This window comes from Peribacillus folii, from assembly GCF_030271255.1.
Taxonomy (GTDB): domain Bacteria; phylum Bacillota; class Bacilli; order Bacillales; family DSM-1321; genus Peribacillus.
The window spans coordinates 390,001-407,562 of sequence record NZ_JASJOM010000004.1; the positions used below are offsets into that span (position 1 = coordinate 390,001).

Below are 17,562 nucleotides of genomic sequence, written 5' to 3' on the forward strand. Positions count from 1 at the left end.
ATTCACCTCAGACCGTTAAATCATTTTCCGATTTTATATCTATCGCATTTTTCAATAGCCGTTGAAGCACCGCAGCAAAAACCGCAATCACCGTGGAGGCAAAGATAATGATTAAACCAATTACTATGATACCTGGAGCATCATCCAGTTCCGCCATGAAATAAAAGAATGGCAAACCTAACACATACAAGATACTGATCGTCAGCGCACAATATTTTATATTTTTCAAAGCCCTTACAGACAATTCCGAGAATGCCTTATTTCTGTCAATATAGCTTAAAAGCTTAAACGCTTGAAACAAGGCAACGTAAAAAGGGATTGCCGTAACATACATATAAATAAAAACAAGAACATTCAAATAAGGAATATTCGGGAATAATTCAACGGCAAACTTCGCTATTTCAGGCACCAAAAAGATGCACAAAGCAAGGACCGGCAGCCCAATGAGAATAACAGCAATCTTTAAAAAGAACGTCGACACTCGATTCATGAAAACACACCTCACTAATTTATTGTCAAATTGATTCTAATACAGAATTTATTGTTTTACAATAAATAAATGTTGTTTTTGTTTAATTTTTTATTGAAACCTTCTACTAAACCATTTGAATAGGCGGCACTCAGATTATAACCAATCCAGGAACATTCCTGTTTTGCTGTTTATGACGATTTTCAAGTGATTTTTTTGGTATAATATACCTAAAATAGGAGGTGTTCAGATGGTCAACCAACAAAAGCTAACTGAGGTATTAATTAAACTGAGGCAAGCCGCTTTAACAATCGATTCCAAAGAATCCTGGAAGGAGGTCATGGGAAAGTACGATATGATCATAGTTGGTGAAAAATTCAATAAAATCAGTACGATTGAATTGGAACATGCCTTAAAATCGACATTCCATGTCGAAATGGCTAGTGATGAAATACTTGAGTTAATTCCCCAAGCATGTCAAGCACTTGGAATGAAAACAAAACCGCTGGAATTATTAAATGACCCCCTAAAAATAGATGCATACACCATCGATTTATTTTAATTGGTGTAGTAATCCTTCTAGTCACCCCTGTATTCAAAAACACCCTTCCCCTTTGGCCCTTTAATCTTTACATTCTGATGGTTAGTTTGTGCCGTGCTTCATTCTTCCGCATCCTTCCCAGTAGCCAGTACCCAAGGTTCATGCAGCTTAAGGAACTTATTTTAATTGATAAGATTCCAAATAAAAAGAGCGTTGCCTTCATCGGCAAACGCTCTTTTTGTTGATATGGAGCCATACGACTAAATCGACACTGTCCTTCTTAATCTTCGTCCTCTTCTTCATGAAAATCATGTCCGCCAATATATATTGGGCCGTTTGCATGATCGATTCTAATTGGCCATTCATACGGAACAGAGATACGATTAGCCACGCTTCTCCAAAATTTGCACGAATCGGCTTCGAATTCTTGGAATTCTTTCAATAGTTCTTTATAAGACGAACCGTCAAATTGGATATTCATATCCTGCAGCCTCATCAAAGCATAATGTTTAATTTCAAGCTCTGCTGCCTTTTCCATTTCCTCATCAGTCGCTTCATCGATAATGGTCCCTGGCGGAGGCAGGATAGAATAGATATTATCCACTTCTTCACCTGTTTCCTGTTCGGGATTAAATCCATTTTTTATTTTGCTAAGCATAAAGTCATCTCCCTTATGTTTTTTATAGTATATAATACCCATCGTTTATAGTAAACTAAATACTCTTAATTTTGTATTAATTTACCTTACCATAACGGTCTTCCTCCATCTGTATTTACGTCCTGATGAACGACTTGATGAATCTTTGCTGCTTTGGATGCTTCCCCATAAGGTCACACAAGATTAATTCTAGCTTTAGCTCCCCCATTTTCATGCAATCAGTAGAATCACCCCCTTTCATCAAGGACGGCTTATCCTGCATGGTGGTAAGAAATATCGAGATGGCAGGAATTTCAAACGAAAAAAAAGCGGTGAAAGTCTTGGATTAAACTTTCACCGCCTTTTTTATGTATGACATTTCACTGCTAGACCCCAATACTTATAGCAGCTTTTAGTCCTCAAGCATGCCTTCCACTCGCTTTACTTTGTCTTCCATCTTACGCTCTTTATCACGACGATCATCAATTCGGATATTCGTACAAACTCTGGCAAGACCCTTTTCAAAAGGTACTTCGTGCATCGCTTGGATCACTTCAAACAACTTGGGCAGGTCGCCTTCAATGATTGTATTCATGGGAGTCAGTTGAAACCGAATCTCCCCCTTATTTTCATATCGCTTTAATACCCTTTGGATATCTGCCACATAACTGCTCACACTTGGGGTTTCTGTACCGACAGGAATAACCGTTACATCAACTATGGCCATACTTGTTCACCCATCCTTTTTATGTATTTCAATCAAGAAGCTCCATTACTCTCCTATAATACCGCATTATAACTCAAATTACACACCAACGGTAAGCAAACATGACTCTCCATTCATCGAAAAAATAACTTGTTGTACCAGTTCTTTGAATCTCCCTCTCAAAAGCGGAGGAATCAGAGCAGGAGGACGCAATTGTGGAATGACCTAATATACATATTCGATCAATTAATTTTAATCCACCTTAATAAGTAAATTTCCCTATTCAAATGAGATATTAGATTTTTGGAACTTATCATATTTTTCACCTTATCAATAATAAAATAAAAGTTTACGATTACTCGTCATGTCATTAAACAAAAAGAAGTTCACTTGAATTTGACAAATAGATGTCATGGAGAGGAACCGTTCTTATTCCCAAACAAGGATATGGCGTCCTAATTCACACTCCACCTTACTGAGTGGTGGGGTAAAAAAGGAGGGGCATCCCTCCAACTACTCACTATTACTTTTCACCCCACAACAAAAAAAAACCCTGACACCAGAGGTGCCAAGGGTTTGAAAGATTAATACATGGACATATATTGTTCGCGTTCCCATGGGTGGACTTGCGTGCGGAACATATTTCTTAGCATAATCAAGCATCATAAAACATCACAAATGCCTGTTTAACAGCGTTTTCGAAAACTGATTCTGCATTAACTAGAGTAAAATATTATGAGCTGGTGGGCAAAATAAACTGACTTATTTTGAGCAACTTGATATAAAATATATGTGTCCTAAAATAAAACGAAGTGAGCAAATTGAATGAACATAAACATAAGGGTTTACTTACATTCAAATGGACTAATTTCATGCAGAGTGGAAGCTTCCCTGTTCTAAATACAGATTTCAAGAAAGACCCTGATTGGACTGCTGCAGTTACTGCATATAAATGGATTCAAAATATTAAAATTGATTTTGCTGCTAGTGAGGACTTTCGCATTGATCAGGTGATTTATAACGGAGATATTGAAATTACTGAGTTGGTTAATGCAGTATAGCCTTTACTTTAGAGTGTATTTCCATTTGAAAATAAAATATTTATTATCGTATAAATAGAAAAAATCGAGTGGTACCACATCCTATTGGTACTGTATTGATTAAAAACGAGAATATTGACTATGAGGACATTGGATTTTCACCTGATTTTAAAGTAGATAGCTTTGATGAATTGACCATCTTAGAACAAAGAACAGGCTACTTTTCTGAAGTGTGTTCTACAATTCTATCAAATGGAAGAAATTATTCCTCATCAGGAATGTTCTATTTTTTTGAAATGAATAGGAATAATACAAAAATTGATATCATTGCAGGAGGCAGATATTTCAATTCTAAACATGAATGTTTTAACTCACATCAACTATCTCACAGAATAAATAAAAGCAAACGGGATCAAACTCAAAATAACATTTTTTCAGGAATATACAGCCCCATCATTAATAAAGAATTATATAGAATTAGGTAATGATTTGTTATTCTAATAACGAAAAAGCCTGTTCATAAAATGAGTAGGCTTTTTCGTTGTATATACTCTAAGGATTACGTATTTAACAGTTTAGTGAAAGAAGCTTTTCCAGCCTTCTTATCAACCCTTATCTTTAACATAGCTTAAGAAGGAGAAACCACTCCGATAATCTGTTTTATTTAGCTAACCTATTATATGGAAAGAATTGAGATAGAGATCTTGAAAGATAAAAACACGCCTTTTAAAGCGTGTTTTTGGTAGTTTTATGAGTGTAAAATAGGTTTCGAATCCTTAATAAAAGAACATTCCTAATTTAATTTGATTCTCCTAAAAAAGAATATTCAACATTATCTATCCACTTGATCAAATTATCTTCAGTAGTAATTATTTTTAGTGTTGGTCCCGTTTCTGTTCCCATATGGCTATTTACAAGTCCACTATCTATAGTTACATAGAGAGACAATTTTTTGTTTTCTTCTTCGTAATTCTTGATATAGGTAAAGGTTAGATCAGGTTCAAGTAATGCGATAGTTCCAACTGTTGATTCAGAAGGTATAGCATAGATTTGTTCTTTTAGTAAATCAATATCCTCTTTAGTCCAAACAATATCACTTTTTACTACAGAAAATTCATATTCAAAAGATACTTGTATATCCATTCGAATAATTTCTTCAACATTTTTTTTATCTTTTAGCATCAATCCCATTTTCGCTTTACTATCTTCATAATATAGATCCAATAATGTAATCACGTTAAAACTCCTTTAAATCTTACCAGTTTTGTTTTTTCCATACGCTTTTTGGACTGTTTTGTTTGTATGTCGTTACGACTGTTTTTCCTGCATTATCTAATACCAAAGCAACCTTATTACCTGGATGATACAGTATTTTAGCTCCTGTATTCTTATCTACATATTTCGTGCCATGTGCCATTGCTGTTGCAAATGCAGATGAAGAAATGCCTCTTTGTGCAGCACGTTCGGCTGCATGTTTAGTAATAGTTTTTACAGCTTTTTTTCCTACCCACTGTGTTACTAATCTTACTACAACTGCAATAACAATTGGAACTAATGGCGCAAGCATTGGTTGTATAGCTAAATAATTATTTTCTTCTACTTCAACATACGAATTATCATCAAATAAATAAGCTTCCTCTGGAGACACCGTTGAATCTTCTACTAAATACTCTGAGTAATCAATTTGTTCTTCTGCTTGTTCCTCAGCAAAAGTAGTTAAACCAGGTGTTAAAACAGTTAAAAACATAGAAAAAACAATAGCACAAATTAAATTCATTTTTAGATTTTTTTTCATCTTTTTCTCCCTTATATTTCATTTTAATAGTCTGATTGTACCACACTCCCGCAAATAACAGTATTATTATACCATTTATTTTAATAATTGGTACATTAACTGTTGGATGTGTTCAATTGTCGTAAAAGAGAATATGGGTGTTATTATATGTCTTCAAACAAAAAAAGTCCTTACTCAAACGAGTAAGGACTTTTAGCGTGGTTGGTGATTTTGTACGCGCTTATTAGTAGTTTACACCAAAAAATATTTTCCATTCATCTCACACGCATTTTTTTTCCAATCTGCAAAGCTTTAGGATTCACTCTAGGATTTAGTGAGTTAATATTGAATGTTTACTTGCATGTCATTTCCTCCTTAAGCCGCATTAAGGCGAGCTTCTAATTGTGATACCTTTTGTTTCAGATACTGGTTTTCAAGCTTTGGCCAATTGATTTTATCAATGGTGACGCCTGAGCTATCCTGCATGAAGATTGGCAGGTGTTCAAAGTTGTCATAAGTCATATCAACAAGCTTTTGTTCTTTCTGATTTAAGTTTTTCATTTTGATTCTTCGGAAAGGGATGCCTGTTTCTGCAGATATCATCCGATTTTTTAAAGAATCTCTTTTCATTTCTTGACTCCAAACCAGGACGACACCCTCTTTTTGCATAGCAACCCCATTAATTCTTTGCAAAACCAAAGCCGTTTTTCCAACTGAAGATCTGCCAGCACTGATAAAAAGCCACCCTCTCCATAATCCTTGTGCCCACTTGTCATATTCGGTAAATCCCGTCTTAAGGAACCTGCGGGTGTGTAAAGGTGTGTGTAATACTCTCATCCCTTGTTTCTGAAAAACGCAGCATCTTGGGGTTATCCATGGGTCTTAATTCGGTCACCAGCTGCTCCACATTTGAGGAAAATTCTTCGTCCGGTTCATAATCATCCCGGGATATACCTTCAATGATTTGAGCTGTATTTTTAATCCTGCGTTCCATGGCCTTTGAACGGATCATTTCAGCATAGTATTTAACATTTGCTGTGGTTGGGCAGGATGCTGTTAATTCAAATAAATACTGAATATCACCGATATTTTCTTCATGCCTCATGATTATCAGATGATCGAAAAGGATACTATGGATAACTTCGAAAACTATACAAAAGACATATTAAGATGAATAGGGGGGAAAAAGGGGGAAAACCCTAAGCTCTACTCTCTTTAGCTTTTCACCCCACAACAAAAAACCCCTGACACCAGAGGGGCCAAGGGTTTGAATGATTAATACATGGACATATATTGTTCGCGTTCCCATGGGTGGACTTGCGTTCTAAACATATCCCATTCGATTTCTTTTGCTTCGATGAAGTGTTCAAGCAGGTGCTCGCCTAGCGCCTCTTTGATGACCGGATCGGCTTTCAATGTTTCCAATGCGGCATATAGAGTGGCTGGAAGGTCAACGATTCCCACTTCTTCACGTTCTTCTTTGTTCATGACATAGATGTTGCGGTCAACTGGAGCTGGAGGAGTCAGGTCGTTCTTGATTCCATCAAGACCAGCTTTCAGCAGGACGGCAAGTGCCAAGTATGGGTTGGCTGCTGGGTCGACACTGCGCACTTCTACGCGTGTGCTCACTCCGCGTGAAGCCGGAATACGGATCAATGGGCTGCGGTTTTTAGCAGACCATGCAACATAACAAGGTGCTTCGTAGCCAGGTACAAGGCGTTTGTATGAGTTGACGGTTGGATTCGTTACCGCTGTGAAGCTTGGAGCATGCTTGATGATCCCTGCGATAAATTGTTCAGCCGTTTTGCTTAATTCCAATTTGCCTGCTTTATCATAAAATGCGTTTTCACTGCCTTTAAATAAGGAAACGTTGCAGTGCATTCCCGATCCATTGACACCGAATAATGGTTTCGGCATGAATGTTGCGTGCAAGCCATGTTTGCGGGCAATCGTTTTAACAACCAGTTTGAATGTTTGGATGTTATCACAAGCTGAAATGGCATCGGCATATTTAAAGTCGATTTCATGTTGTCCTGGGGCTACTTCATGGTGGGAAGCTTCGATTTCAAATCCCATTTCTTCAAGCTCAAGAACGATATCACGACGGCAGTTTTCCCCTAAGTCCGTAGGCGCAAGGTCAAAGTATCCGCCTTTATCATTCAACTCTAGAGTAGGCTCTCCGTTTGCGTCCAGTTTGAATAGGAAGAATTCCGGTTCAGGTCCAAGATTGAAATCAGTGAAGCCCATTTCCCTTGCTTCAGCAAGGACACGTTTCAAGTTGGCACGCGGGTCCCCATCGAATGGCGTTCCATCTGTATTGTAAATGTCGCAAATCAAGCGTGCCACTTTACCTTTTTCAGAAGTCCAAGGGAAGATGACCCATGTATTCAAGTCAGGATACAGATACATATCCGATTCTTCAATACGTACGAATCCTTCAATGGAAGATCCGTCAAACATCATTTTATTATCAAGCGCTTTTTCCAATTGACTGACTGGGATTTCAACGTTCTTGATTGTTCCTAAGATGTCAGTGAACTGTAAACGGATGTACTTAACATTTTCTTCTTTCGCTAAACGAGTGATGTCTTCACGTGTGAACTTTGCCAATTTCTATTCCCCCTAATATTCATTCAAAATCATATTTTTATTGAAAAAAACGTGACATGTCACCTTGACGAAGAGACGTTCTGTGCTTGCTTCCTTGTAAAAGCTCGGCACGAAGAAGCTTACGCAGCTCCTCGTCACTGAGGTCATGTCTTATTTTTTCCGCTTGTTCTAAATCTTGTGTTTTAGGTACATTCTGTTCCTTTACAGTGAAAATCTTTTTGATGCCGGCCAGATTGACTCCTTGTTCGATCAAGTCCTTGATTTCAAGCAATCGATCGATATCATTCAAAGAGAAAACGCGACGATTTCCATCTGTTCTCATAGGAGTAATTAATTGATGCTCTTCATAATACCGAATTTGGCGTGCAGACAACTCAGTTAGCTGCATGACGATTCCGATGGAAAAAAGAGGCATCGAACGCCGAATGTTGTTGCCGCTCATTCTTAGCATCCTCCTTTAGCTTATCTTAATCTTATTTTATACTATGTTATTAAACATGTCAAGATGATGTTACATTTCATGACATGTTTTAAACGAAAATTGAATCAATTTTTAAAACTGCACAAATATTATGACTATTGCTTTTTATAGGAATCCAACTTATTGGATTCCTGATAACCCTATTTATAATTGAATTAGTTTTTTGTCCATTAATGCATTAACAGCAGTCAATACAGCAATTTTTACATGGGCATACGTCAATCCGCCCTGGATATAGGCAACATATGGAGCCCTTGTCGGCCCATCCGCTGTAAGCTCGATGCTGGCACCCTGAATGAAGGTCCCTGCAGCCATGATGACATCATCTTCATAGCCCGGCATATAGGCAGGATATGGCGTCACATGTGAGTTGATCGGTGATGCATATTGGATGGCCTGGCAAAAGGCAACCATTTTATCTCGATCATCAAACTGCACGGATTGAATCAAATCGGTGCGCTTTGCATCCCATTTCGGATGGGTATTCATCCCGATTTTCTCTAAAAATGCCGATGTGAACATGGCCCCTTTAACGGCTTGCCCAACGACATGAGGCGCAAGAAAGAAGCCTTGGTACATCTCCTGCAGGCTGTAAAGCGATGCACCCGCTTCGGCACCTATTCCTGGAGACGTCAATCGATAGGAACAAGCTTCAACCAATTCTTTTTTGCCTACAATGTAACCGCCGGTCTTCACGATCCCGCCGCCTGGGTTCTTGATCAATGACCCTGCCATCAAATCCGCTCCGACATGACATGGCTCCTGCGTTTCCACAAACTCCCCGTAGCAATTGTCAACGAACACCACAATTTCCGGATTGATTCCTTTAACAAACGCAATCATTTCCTTGATTTCCGCAATCGTGAACGAAGGACGAGTCGCATATCCCTTTGAGCGCTGAATGCCAATCATCTTCGTATGCGGTTGGATGGCTTGTTTGACTGCTTCGAAATCAACGCTTCCAGATCGAGCCAATGGAACGGAGTTATAGCTTATTTGAAAATCACGCAATGAACCGGTACCGGTTCCCCTAATTCCGACAATCTCTTCCAAAGTGTCATATGGCTTTCCAGTTATGTATAATAATTCGTCCCCGGGACGGAGGATGCCGAACAGGGCCGTGGAAATGGCATGAGTGCCAGAAATGATTTGGGAACGCACCAATCCTGCTTCGGCGCCGAATACTTCCGCATAAATCAATTCCAGCGTATCCCGGCCTATATCATCGTATCCATAACCCGTCGTTGGGATGAAATGAGAATCACTTACTTTATGTGCTTGGTAACTTTGTAATACACGAAATTGATTTTCTTCAATTCGTTCATCCACTTGCTTATGCAATGGAGAAATCATTGCTTCCACTTCTTTTGCAATGTTTTGCAACACTTCTCCATTCGTTAACTGCTGATACATCAAAATTCCCCTTTATAACGAATATTTCTCCAGCTGCCCTGTCAATGGATGATCAGCCAGACAAAAACCTTTGCATTCATATCTTTCCGATTCTTCATTAAAGGAGAGAGTGCGCAAAATGGTTTCATTTTTCAGCTGTGATAATAGTTTACCCTCACTGGAAGGAAGAAAAACATAATAAGGAACCATTTCCTCAATCACGTACTTTTCAATTTCTTCCATGATTTGATTTAAATCCGATTGTTCATAAGCACTGACCAATAAGGATGGGTGGCTTGATGTCCTTACAAAATCGGCGTGGATCCTGTCTTTCTTATTATACAATGTTAACTGTGGAATGGAAGGGACTTCTAAGTCATTTAATAAGTCCTGGACCGTTTTCTGATGGTTAAAATAATCCGAACTTGAGGAATCGACCACATGCAGCAATAGATCCGCTTCTTTCACTTCTTCCAGCGTCGAGCGGAACGCTGCGATTAGTGAGGTCGGCAAATCCTGGATGAATCCCACCGTATCCGTCAATAGCACAGTGAACCCGCTCGGCAGGATCGCTTTTCTCGTCATGGGATCAAGAGTCGCGAACAGCTGGTTTTCTTCGTAGGAATCCGCCTCCGTCAAGCGGTTGAACAGTGTTGATTTCCCTGCATTCGTATAGCCGACAAGTGCAATTTGAAACGTCTTGTTCCTTTTTCTTCTGTCGCGATAACGTTCACGATGCTTCACTATGCCGCTTAATTGCTGCTTGATTTCATCGATTTTCCCGCGGATATGGCGACGGTCGCTTTCCAGCTTCGTTTCGCCCGGCCCCCTCGTGCCGATTCCGCCTCCAAGCCTGGACAATGCCGTCCCCTGCCCTATCAAACGCGGCAACAAGTATTGAAGCTGGGCCAATTCAACTTGTAGCTTCCCTTCCCGGGAACGTGCCCGTTGAGCAAATATATCGAGGATGAGCTGTGTCCGATCAATGATTCTTGCCTCTAGCTGTTTGGAAAGGTTACGGATCTGACTTGGCGATAATTCATCATTGAAAATGAATAAATCCGGCTCCAGCTCTTCTTCGAGGTTCCGAAGCTCCTCTACTTTTCCTTTCCCTATATATGTAGCCGCATCGATGTTAGCCCTTTTTTGGGTCACGGTCATCAATACGTCACCATTCGCCGTCTTGGCCAAGGATGCCAATTCATCAAGCGAATATTGGAAGCGTTCATTTTCCTCCGTTGTTTGACAACCTATCAATATGGCCTTTTCCTTCCTGGTTTCTTCCAAAAAGCCCACCACCTTTAATGAGAATTCAGTTAATCATAACAAAAAAAATGAACAGATAAAACTTTCCGGAAAACAAAGCGAATACCCGTTTTAAAAATTCCTATAACATGCTAAAATCAAGTTTGAATTTACCATCAAAAATAGAAAAGACATAGAGGGAACATTCATATGACATGGGAAGTATTAAGTTTCATAGGTACGATCGCATTCGCCATTAGCGGCACCATCATTGCCATGGAAGAAGAGTATGATATTTTAGGAGTGTACATTTTAGGCATCATTACCGCGTTTGGCGGAGGTGCGATCAGGAACCTGCTGATAGGCGTCCCCGTTTCAACTTTGTGGGATCAAAGCTTCTATTTCATCATCGCTTTACTATCCATCACCATCGTTTTTGTATTTCCAACCATCCTCTCAAAACATTGGGACAGATGGGGGAACTTCAGTGACGCCATTGGGCTTTCAGCCTTCGCCATCCAAGGGGCGATGTATGCGGTAGAATTAAACCACCCAATAAGCGCCATCATTGTTTCAGCTGCGTTAACCGGATGCGGCGGCGGAATAGTCCGTGACGTATTGGCCGGCCGGAAACCATTAGTCTTCAGGAAAGAAATTTACGTAGTGTGGGCCATCATAGCAGGCATGGCATTAGGCAGCGGTGTATTGTCCCAAGCATGGCAGCTATATACACTCTTTGCCATCATTACCATTTTACGAGTCCTTTCTTACACCTACAATTGGCACCTTCCAAATAAAAAATGGGTGCCGAAAACATAAATTTGGAAAGCCCGCTAAAAAAGGCGGGCTTTCCCTATGCCATTCATTCCTTCTCGTCATCCTCAAAAATCAAGTCCTGGCAGGTAAGGGTCAATAAATCCGTTTTTTCGAAGGAATCCTCAAGCAAAAGCCTCATCGCCTGCGCCCTGATCGACTTTTCAATCACATTTCGTATATAGCGGCCGTTAGAAAATGAAATAGACCCGCGATATGACCTCAAAATGATTAAATGTTCCTTTAATTTCCTTTCAGCCTCGCGATTCATGATATATTCACGTTCCTGAAGCATTCGGTCCGCTATTTCCATCAATTGACCAATCGTATAGTCCGGAAAATCAACAACTAGCGGAAACCTGGAATGAAGACCTGGGTTCAGGCTAAGGAAATAATCCATTTCCCGGGAATACCCTGCAAGGATCAAAATGAATTCGTGCTGGCGATCCTCCATATGTTTAACAAGCGTATCGATGGCCTCTTTCCCAAAATCCTTTTCACCGCCTCTGCCCAAGGAATAGGCCTCATCGATGAATAAGATCCCACCAATCGCCTTCTTGATCAAATCCCTTGTTTTTTGGGCAGTATGACCGATATATTCACCAACTAGATCCGCCCTCTCCGCTTCGATCAAATGCCCTTTTGAAAGGACATTCATTTTTTGAAACAACTTCCCGATTAAACGCGCGACCGTGGTTTTCCCTGTACCGGGATTTCCTTTGAACATCATATGCAATGCTTGACGGCCAGTCTTCAGCCCTTTTGCCTCACGCTGTTTGTTGATGTAGATCCATGCATATATTTCTTTGATCATTCGCTTCATTTCTTCCATCCCGACCAGCGCTTTCAGCTCCTCTTCTATTTCCCTCAAGGCTGCATGCTGGCTAGGTATTTCCTGCACCAAAATTTCTTTTATCGGCAGTTCCTTTTGTAGCGTTTTTCTATTTTCCGCATTAAACACGATATTGATTTGCCCGTTATTTTTCATACGGATCGGTTGTTCCAATGCATTCACCTCTCCATCTTGGACCCCTGGCTCCACAATCCATTATATTTCCGATTTATGATGGGAATGCTTATGTAACATAAGCCGAACCTTTCCCCATCGGGAAATTCCCTTATTTCTTTTCGTGAATGGTGAAAATTCCAGTGTAAAATGCCTTCTTTCTTTTCAAACGACGCCTTATCACGACAAATTGTTTTCCGTTGAGCTGAAATTCCGACAAACTCCATCCCAATTCATCAAACAATGCGGGGAATTGTCATTTCCTGCGGTTTCCCGGAAAATAATTCGTCTCTTGATATATATTCAACGCAGATACGTAAAATTATCGAATCTTTGAAAAAACGAACTGTGGATAAAAAAAAAAAAACAGGCCGCCATAGCGAAGCCCGTTTTTCACATTCTTATATATGACTATTCCTTCACTTCGTAATCAATTTGAACATTACGTTGTGGAGCGAATGTAGAAATGGCATGTTTATAGACCAATTGCTGCTTGCCTTCCGATTCAAATAATACGGTAAAATTATCAAATCCTTTAACTTGCCCCCTGATTTGGAATCCATTCAATAAAAATACCGTTACATACGTACCGTCTTTTCGTAATTGGTTAAGAAATTGATCCTGGATATTTACTGATTGTTTCATGTATTAGTCCTCCTCTTTTCTCTCTAAATTTATGTATTCGCCTTCGTTGAAAAGCTTTCCTGCTATAAATCCAGATATTTCATGTATTTTTTTCTGAAATCCATCTAGATTGGTCATATTAAACCAAATGACATCCATTTTATTCCGAAACCAAGTCAATTGCCTTTTGGCATATCGACGGGAATTTTGCTTTAATGTTTCGACAGCCTCATCCAACGAGGCCCTTCCATCCAGATAATCATATATTTCCTTATACCCTATAGCCTGAATGGATTGGCAATCCTTAAGCCCTTGATCATAAAATGACTGAACCTCTTGAACCAGCCCTTCCTCCACCATACCATCAACTCGTTGATCGATCCGTTGATATAATTTTTCACGCTCCATTGTTAAACCGATGATGCACGTCTCGTATTTCAAGTCCGTGGGCTGTTCATTCAGCTGCTCGCTCATCGTCTTACCAGTGCAATGAAAAATCTCAAGGGCCCTGATCACCCGCCTTGCATTATTAGGGTGGATTCGCTTCGCACTTTCAGGATCCACCTTACGTAATTGATCAAAAACCGGATCGATCCCTGACTCTCTTATTTGCTTTTCCAACCCTTCTCTATAATCAGGGTCGGATGGTGCTTCAGAAAATTGATAATCATAAATCACTGATTGTATGTATAACCCTGTTCCGCCAACGATGATCGGGAGTTTCCCCCTGTTATGGATATCCTCAATGCAAGCATTTGCACGCTCCTGAAACTCTGCCGCACTGAAAGGTTCATGCGGTTCCTTTATATCCAGTACATAATGAGGAATGCCTTCCATTTCCTCCACCTTGATCTTTGCAGTTCCTATATCCATTCCTTTGTATATCTGCATGGAATCGCCGCTGATAATTTCACCGTTAAATAACTTAGCCATCTCGATGCTCATTTTTGTCTTGCCAACAGCAGTCGGCCCAATGATTACGAGAAGCTTACCTTTTTTTTGTTCCACATTCTCACTGCCTTATTTGATTTTTTCCCTATCTTAACATAATCTAGTTGAAAGCAGCTAAACATCTACCCATTATCTCCATTTCCCCTAGTTTTATTCATTTCACTTCCGGAAAATCAAGGGAACTCCGTTCAAAAAGCATTTATAAAATAGGGCTTTTCCATATAGCTGGAGCCTAGTCAGGAGCATGAGGGATTCATCGAATGAAGATCAGAAACCCCTAAACCTTACAAAAAAAAAGGATGATTCCGCTGCATGAGCAATCACCCTTTTTCGTCATGGTACATCCCTGCCAGTCCAATCAGATCGGTCTCCCATTCACTGGTATCATCATCCATACAGATGTTTCCTTCTCATTAGATTGTACCTGGATCTCTCCATCATATCTGTTCACCAAATCTTTTACGATGAACAATCCTTGACCGCGCGTCTTTCCCTTTTGCGGCTTTTTGGTTGAAAACCCGCTGATGAATATATTTTCCTGATCAAATGCCTCTATCTTGGGTCCTGTGTTCGTGACCCTAAATATATATTTTTCATCATCGGCTTTGCAGGTGATATTCATTCGGCGCTCCTGCTCTGGCAATTCAACTGTCGCTTCAACAGCATTATCGATAACATTTGACAATAGCTTGATTAAATCGGTCGTTTTCACCCTGTCAAACGAGTTAGGTGAAACATCGATTTTAATATCGATGTTATAATTTTGGGCTGAGAGCTTTTTTGTCTCTAATAGGACAGATAAGCCAGGATGGCTGACATCCAGCTTCATCGATTCGATGGAGTGCACCTCTTTTGAAAGACCTGTTAAATATTCGAGGGCTTTATCATTCTCCTTCAATTTAAGTAGGCCATGTATAACCTGAATATGATTGGAAAAATCATGCCTTAATGAACGGACGGAAGCTATGAGCGATTGAAATTCCGAATGGTACGTATCCTCAGTATCTCCGACTTCACGTGTCAGTTCTTTTTGATACCATTTTTGAACGACAAAAAAGGTAACCAGCAACATGATGACAAATCCTCCGTTATATACGAGGATGGCAATGCTGCTTCTTAATACCTTTCCATTAATGGAGTTTATATTCTCTGCGCTTACATCAATTCCTAAAAAGCCTATAGTGGAGCCATCTCGATTTTTGATTGGCACTCCGACAGTCAAATAATCGCCATACTCCGGATCATCCAATATCCCGGTTATAAAGCTTTTGCCTTGATAAGCCTGTCTAACCTGCTTTGGGGGAACGGTACAGACACCGCCAATAGGAAAATCCCCTTTATGATCTTTGGAGAATCCTGTAATCATCGCTCTTGACACTTTCGGATTATCCACCATGATCGTGTATACATACAAAGCCCCGATTTTTTCTCTTGCATCTTCTAGGTACGCTTTAATATCCTTATATTCCTGGTTCTTTACTTGGTTATTAAGAAATCGTTCATAAGCCTCTACATCCATAGAGTCGGCAATGGACCGGGCAGCTACCAAGTTTTGATTTGCAACGGATTTTTGAACAGAATTTTTAATGCTTAAATAAGTAGAAAACATATTCAAAAGAATGAAAGCAATTAACAAAAGGATGGTCAAATAAAGAAATGCCCTTAACTTTTTATTTTTCATAAAATTAAGCTTACCTCGTCTCTAGCAGTTAAAAGTTAACGAACCTATTCTGAGTTTACGATAAAAGGGAAAAAAACAAATAAAGAAATATACACACCACGCTTACCGCAGGTAAATGAAACTATAATAAATGAAATAACTTACAATCGATTACATTTTTTTGATTATCTAGCTTCCTCAAAGCCTTTATTAATAATTTCCATTAAACTATTATATTTCCAAACGATTATTATTTTACTATATATTTATATAAAAAAGGAAAAAAGAAGAGAAATATATTTTTTGTTTTTCATATTAAATATATAATTTTACCCTTTGCATGAAAATTTTTCAATATTTTTTCCTTTTATCCGTAAACCTTCCATTCAATTTCCAAACCTGTTCGTCCAAGCTGGTTTATCAAATGAATACAGGACCTTATGCCCAACATTCCTTAACTCGCACCGAACACATGATTGGCAGCTACAGAGGCACGTTTTCTCCCGCACTGCTATTCTTCGACCTACGCCACAACATTACTTGTAAATTATAATAAAAAACCTTGAAAGGTCTGAGCCATTCAAGGGAGTTCAATTTCATATTTCTTCCGGAATCTTTAATCCTTCAATAAAGGATTGAAAACTCTCTGCAACTTTATAAATATTTTCATCCTGACTTGAGGGGTCCGAATACCAACCTTGATCCCAGAAATAAATGCCCTTTTCCTCTTCGTTATTCATCAGCAAGATCTTCCCTGCACATGTATCATTACCGATGATGATGCAATTCTTATGTAAATCATTTTTATTTTCTTCGTGCCATTTACGTAGATCAAGTCCCTTATCTTCAAGATCTAAACCATAGAGGACATTCAGACAAACGAGGGTATCCAATGTATCTACATAAAACTTACTGTTTTGCACCTCAGATATGCCGCCATTATACGTAAGAAGAAACTGTTTATAGTCTGCGGGGATTTCAAAACCGACAAAATCCTGAAAACCATTCACTGCTTCTTGATTTGCTTTTCCATATCCAGTAATATTCACCATTCTACCAACTCCATTTCATTTATAGTAGCAACTTTCAACCTGACAATCTCATTCCCGATTCCATTTTCACCCAAACCTGTAGAACCATCGTTCTCTCCATATCTGGGGAACTGGATGTTCTTTTGGCGATGCCGCTCCTTGAAGAATACAATATTCATTAGAATCTTAAACATACCACTTTTTTAAAATATCCTAACATAATTTTACCATTTTTTCTGTATTTTCAGATATATTTTTTTAACAAAGGTATTCATTAATGGAGAAAAATTACCTTTCACTCACTCTTATCGACCGCTAAAATTATATTCATATCAGAGAAAATTACATTTGAAATTACGAGGTTAGAGTCGTATGATTAGTAGTATCGGCGGAAAAATATAGTTAACAATTAAAATTAAATTAAAGGGGAATTTAGATATGGTAGATGTAATGTCAAAAACAAAACCTGAACATGAAGCACTTAGTATTTCTGCAAATCAAGAAAAGTTGGATATCCTGGATCAGCTTTTAAAGCCCGAGGTTCAGGAATCCCTCAATACTTTGGTCGATCAGCTTCCAAAG

Annotated in this window: 19 protein-coding genes and 1 pseudogene; 4 read left to right on the forward strand and 16 right to left on the reverse strand. The window is 39.1% G+C overall.

From position 1 onward, the window contains the following. Nucleotides 1–7 precede the first annotated feature (7 nt). Nucleotides 8–490, reverse strand: a complete 483-nt coding sequence (locus QNI08_RS09145; protein WP_285767104.1) for a DUF2975 domain-containing protein — start codon at nucleotides 488–490, stop codon at nucleotides 8–10. Between the two features lie 229 nt (nucleotides 491–719). Here QNI08_RS09145 and QNI08_RS09150 point away from each other — a divergent pair, with 229 nt between their 5' ends. After that, nucleotides 720–1,031 (forward strand): hypothetical protein, encoded by a 312-nt coding sequence (locus tag QNI08_RS09150; RefSeq protein ID WP_285767105.1) that lies wholly within the window; start codon nucleotides 720–722, stop codon nucleotides 1,029–1,031. Nucleotides 1,032–1,290: 259 nt separating this feature from the next. On the opposite strand, the gene QNI08_RS09155 is transcribed toward QNI08_RS09150, so the two are convergent. Further along, nucleotides 1,291–1,668, reverse strand: a complete 378-nt coding sequence (locus tag QNI08_RS09155; protein WP_285767106.1) for a hypothetical protein — start codon at nucleotides 1,666–1,668, stop codon at nucleotides 1,291–1,293. Nucleotides 1,669–2,059: 391 nt separating this feature from the next. Beyond that, complete coding sequence (locus tag QNI08_RS09160) at nucleotides 2,060–2,374, reverse strand: MTH1187 family thiamine-binding protein (protein ID WP_285767107.1); 315 nt, start codon at nucleotides 2,372–2,374, stop codon at nucleotides 2,060–2,062. A gap of 800 nt (nucleotides 2,375–3,174) precedes the next feature. Here QNI08_RS09160 and QNI08_RS09165 point away from each other — a divergent pair. After that, nucleotides 3,175–3,414: a hypothetical protein gene (locus QNI08_RS09165; protein ID WP_285767108.1), complete on the forward strand. Its 240-nt coding sequence runs from the start codon at nucleotides 3,175–3,177 to the stop codon at nucleotides 3,412–3,414. Nucleotides 3,415–4,191: 777 nt separating this feature from the next. Here the strand turns inward: QNI08_RS09165 and QNI08_RS09170 are convergent. From QNI08_RS09170 to hflX, 8 genes are all read right to left on the reverse strand, one after another. Next, nucleotides 4,192–4,629: a hypothetical protein gene (locus tag QNI08_RS09170; RefSeq protein WP_285767109.1), complete on the reverse strand. Its 438-nt coding sequence runs from the start codon at nucleotides 4,627–4,629 to the stop codon at nucleotides 4,192–4,194. A gap of 19 nt (nucleotides 4,630–4,648) precedes the next feature. Then, on the reverse strand, nucleotides 4,649–5,188 hold the full coding sequence (locus tag QNI08_RS09175) for a hypothetical protein (protein ID WP_285767110.1): 540 nt from the start codon (nucleotides 5,186–5,188) through the stop codon (nucleotides 4,649–4,651). 354 nt (nucleotides 5,189–5,542) lie between these two features. Beyond that, on the reverse strand, nucleotides 5,543–6,004 hold the full coding sequence (locus QNI08_RS09180) for a DnaB-like helicase C-terminal domain-containing protein (RefSeq protein WP_285767111.1): 462 nt from the start codon (nucleotides 6,002–6,004) through the stop codon (nucleotides 5,543–5,545). Beyond that, on the reverse strand, nucleotides 5,961–6,272 hold the full coding sequence (locus QNI08_RS09185; RefSeq protein WP_285767112.1) for a DnaB-like helicase N-terminal domain-containing protein: 312 nt from the start codon (nucleotides 6,270–6,272) through the stop codon (nucleotides 5,961–5,963). Before QNI08_RS09185 ends, QNI08_RS09180 begins: the two co-directional genes overlap by 44 nt. A 170-nt stretch (nucleotides 6,273–6,442) precedes the next feature. Further along, the gene (glnA, locus tag QNI08_RS09190) at nucleotides 6,443–7,777 is read right to left on the reverse strand and encodes a type I glutamate--ammonia ligase (RefSeq protein ID WP_285767113.1); all 1,335 of its coding nucleotides are present in this window, start codon (nucleotides 7,775–7,777) and stop codon (nucleotides 6,443–6,445) included. A 37-nt stretch (nucleotides 7,778–7,814) separates the two neighbouring features. Next, a complete protein-coding gene (locus tag QNI08_RS09195) occupies nucleotides 7,815–8,219 on the reverse strand; it encodes a MerR family transcriptional regulator (protein ID WP_064465853.1) in 405 nt (134 codons plus the stop codon). A gap of 183 nt (nucleotides 8,220–8,402) precedes the next feature. Then, a complete protein-coding gene (locus QNI08_RS09200; RefSeq protein WP_285767114.1) occupies nucleotides 8,403–9,671 on the reverse strand; it encodes a methionine gamma-lyase family protein in 1,269 nt (422 codons plus the stop codon). Nucleotides 9,672–9,683: 12 nt separating this feature from the next. Next, the gene (gene hflX, locus QNI08_RS09205) at nucleotides 9,684–10,937 is read right to left on the reverse strand and encodes a GTPase HflX (protein ID WP_285767115.1); all 1,254 of its coding nucleotides are present in this window, start codon (nucleotides 10,935–10,937) and stop codon (nucleotides 9,684–9,686) included. Nucleotides 10,938–11,105: 168 nt separating this feature from the next. Here hflX and QNI08_RS09210 point away from each other — a divergent pair, with 168 nt between their 5' ends. Next, nucleotides 11,106–11,714, forward strand: a complete 609-nt coding sequence (locus tag QNI08_RS09210) for a trimeric intracellular cation channel family protein (RefSeq protein WP_061142357.1) — start codon at nucleotides 11,106–11,108, stop codon at nucleotides 11,712–11,714. 43 nt (nucleotides 11,715–11,757) lie between these two features. Here QNI08_RS09210 and spoVK read toward each other — a convergent pair whose 3' ends face one another. The 5 genes from spoVK to QNI08_RS09235 form a co-directional block, all read right to left on the reverse strand. Continuing rightward, the gene (spoVK, locus tag QNI08_RS09215) at nucleotides 11,758–12,714 is read right to left on the reverse strand and encodes a stage V sporulation protein K (RefSeq protein WP_285767116.1); all 957 of its coding nucleotides are present in this window, start codon (nucleotides 12,712–12,714) and stop codon (nucleotides 11,758–11,760) included. Between the two features lie 411 nt (nucleotides 12,715–13,125). Next, on the reverse strand, nucleotides 13,126–13,359 hold the full coding sequence (hfq, locus tag QNI08_RS09220) for an RNA chaperone Hfq (RefSeq protein WP_034313436.1): 234 nt from the start codon (nucleotides 13,357–13,359) through the stop codon (nucleotides 13,126–13,128). A 3-nt stretch (nucleotides 13,360–13,362) separates the two neighbouring features. Then, a complete protein-coding gene (miaA, locus tag QNI08_RS09225; RefSeq protein WP_285767117.1) occupies nucleotides 13,363–14,346 on the reverse strand; it encodes a tRNA (adenosine(37)-N6)-dimethylallyltransferase MiaA in 984 nt (327 codons plus the stop codon). A 301-nt stretch (nucleotides 14,347–14,647) separates the two neighbouring features. Beyond that, nucleotides 14,648–15,970: a GHKL domain-containing protein gene (locus tag QNI08_RS09230; protein WP_285767118.1), complete on the reverse strand. Its 1,323-nt coding sequence runs from the start codon at nucleotides 15,968–15,970 to the stop codon at nucleotides 14,648–14,650. Between the two features lie 575 nt (nucleotides 15,971–16,545). After that, nucleotides 16,546–17,001 carry an SMI1/KNR4 family protein gene (locus QNI08_RS09235; RefSeq protein ID WP_285767119.1) on the reverse strand — a complete coding sequence of 152 codons (456 nt, stop codon included), beginning with the start codon at nucleotides 16,999–17,001 and terminating at the stop codon, nucleotides 16,546–16,548. 429 nt (nucleotides 17,002–17,430) lie between these two features. Between QNI08_RS09235 and QNI08_RS09240 the strand changes: the two are divergent. Further along, a pseudogene (locus QNI08_RS09240) lies at nucleotides 17,431–17,562 on the forward strand (DUF1641 domain-containing protein); the annotation flags it as partial.

What these genes read in the sequence shown, in the direction of transcription:
- QNI08_RS09145 (WP_285767104.1), bottom strand. Translation starts at nt 490, where the DNA reads ATGAATCGAGTGTCGACGTTCTTTTTAAAGATTGCTGTTATTCTCATT.
- QNI08_RS09150 (WP_285767105.1), top strand. Translation starts at nt 720, where the DNA reads ATGGTCAACCAACAAAAGCTAACTGAGGTATTAATTAAACTGAGGCAA.
- QNI08_RS09155 (WP_285767106.1), bottom strand. Translation starts at nt 1,668, where the DNA reads ATGCTTAGCAAAATAAAAAATGGATTTAATCCCGAACAGGAAACAGGT.
- QNI08_RS09160 (WP_285767107.1), bottom strand. Translation starts at nt 2,374, where the DNA reads ATGGCCATAGTTGATGTAACGGTTATTCCTGTCGGTACAGAAACCCCA.
- QNI08_RS09175 (WP_285767110.1), bottom strand. Translation starts at nt 5,188, where the DNA reads ATGAAAAAAAATCTAAAAATGAATTTAATTTGTGCTATTGTTTTTTCT.
- QNI08_RS09180 (WP_285767111.1), bottom strand. Translation starts at nt 6,004, where the DNA reads ATGAGAGTATTACACACACCTTTACACACCCGCAGGTTCCTTAAGACG.
- QNI08_RS09185 (WP_285767112.1), bottom strand. Translation starts at nt 6,272, where the DNA reads ATGAGGCATGAAGAAAATATCGGTGATATTCAGTATTTATTTGAATTA.
- QNI08_RS09195 (WP_064465853.1), bottom strand. Translation starts at nt 8,219, where the DNA reads ATGAGCGGCAACAACATTCGGCGTTCGATGCCTCTTTTTTCCATCGGA.
- QNI08_RS09200 (WP_285767114.1), bottom strand. Translation starts at nt 9,671, where the DNA reads ATGTATCAGCAGTTAACGAATGGAGAAGTGTTGCAAAACATTGCAAAA.
- QNI08_RS09210 (WP_061142357.1), top strand. Translation starts at nt 11,106, where the DNA reads ATGACATGGGAAGTATTAAGTTTCATAGGTACGATCGCATTCGCCATT.
- hfq (WP_034313436.1), bottom strand. Translation starts at nt 13,359, where the DNA reads ATGAAACAATCAGTAAATATCCAGGATCAATTTCTTAACCAATTACGA.
- QNI08_RS09230 (WP_285767118.1), bottom strand. Translation starts at nt 15,970, where the DNA reads ATGAAAAATAAAAAGTTAAGGGCATTTCTTTATTTGACCATCCTTTTG.
- QNI08_RS09235 (WP_285767119.1), bottom strand. Translation starts at nt 17,001, where the DNA reads ATGGTGAATATTACTGGATATGGAAAAGCAAATCAAGAAGCAGTGAAT.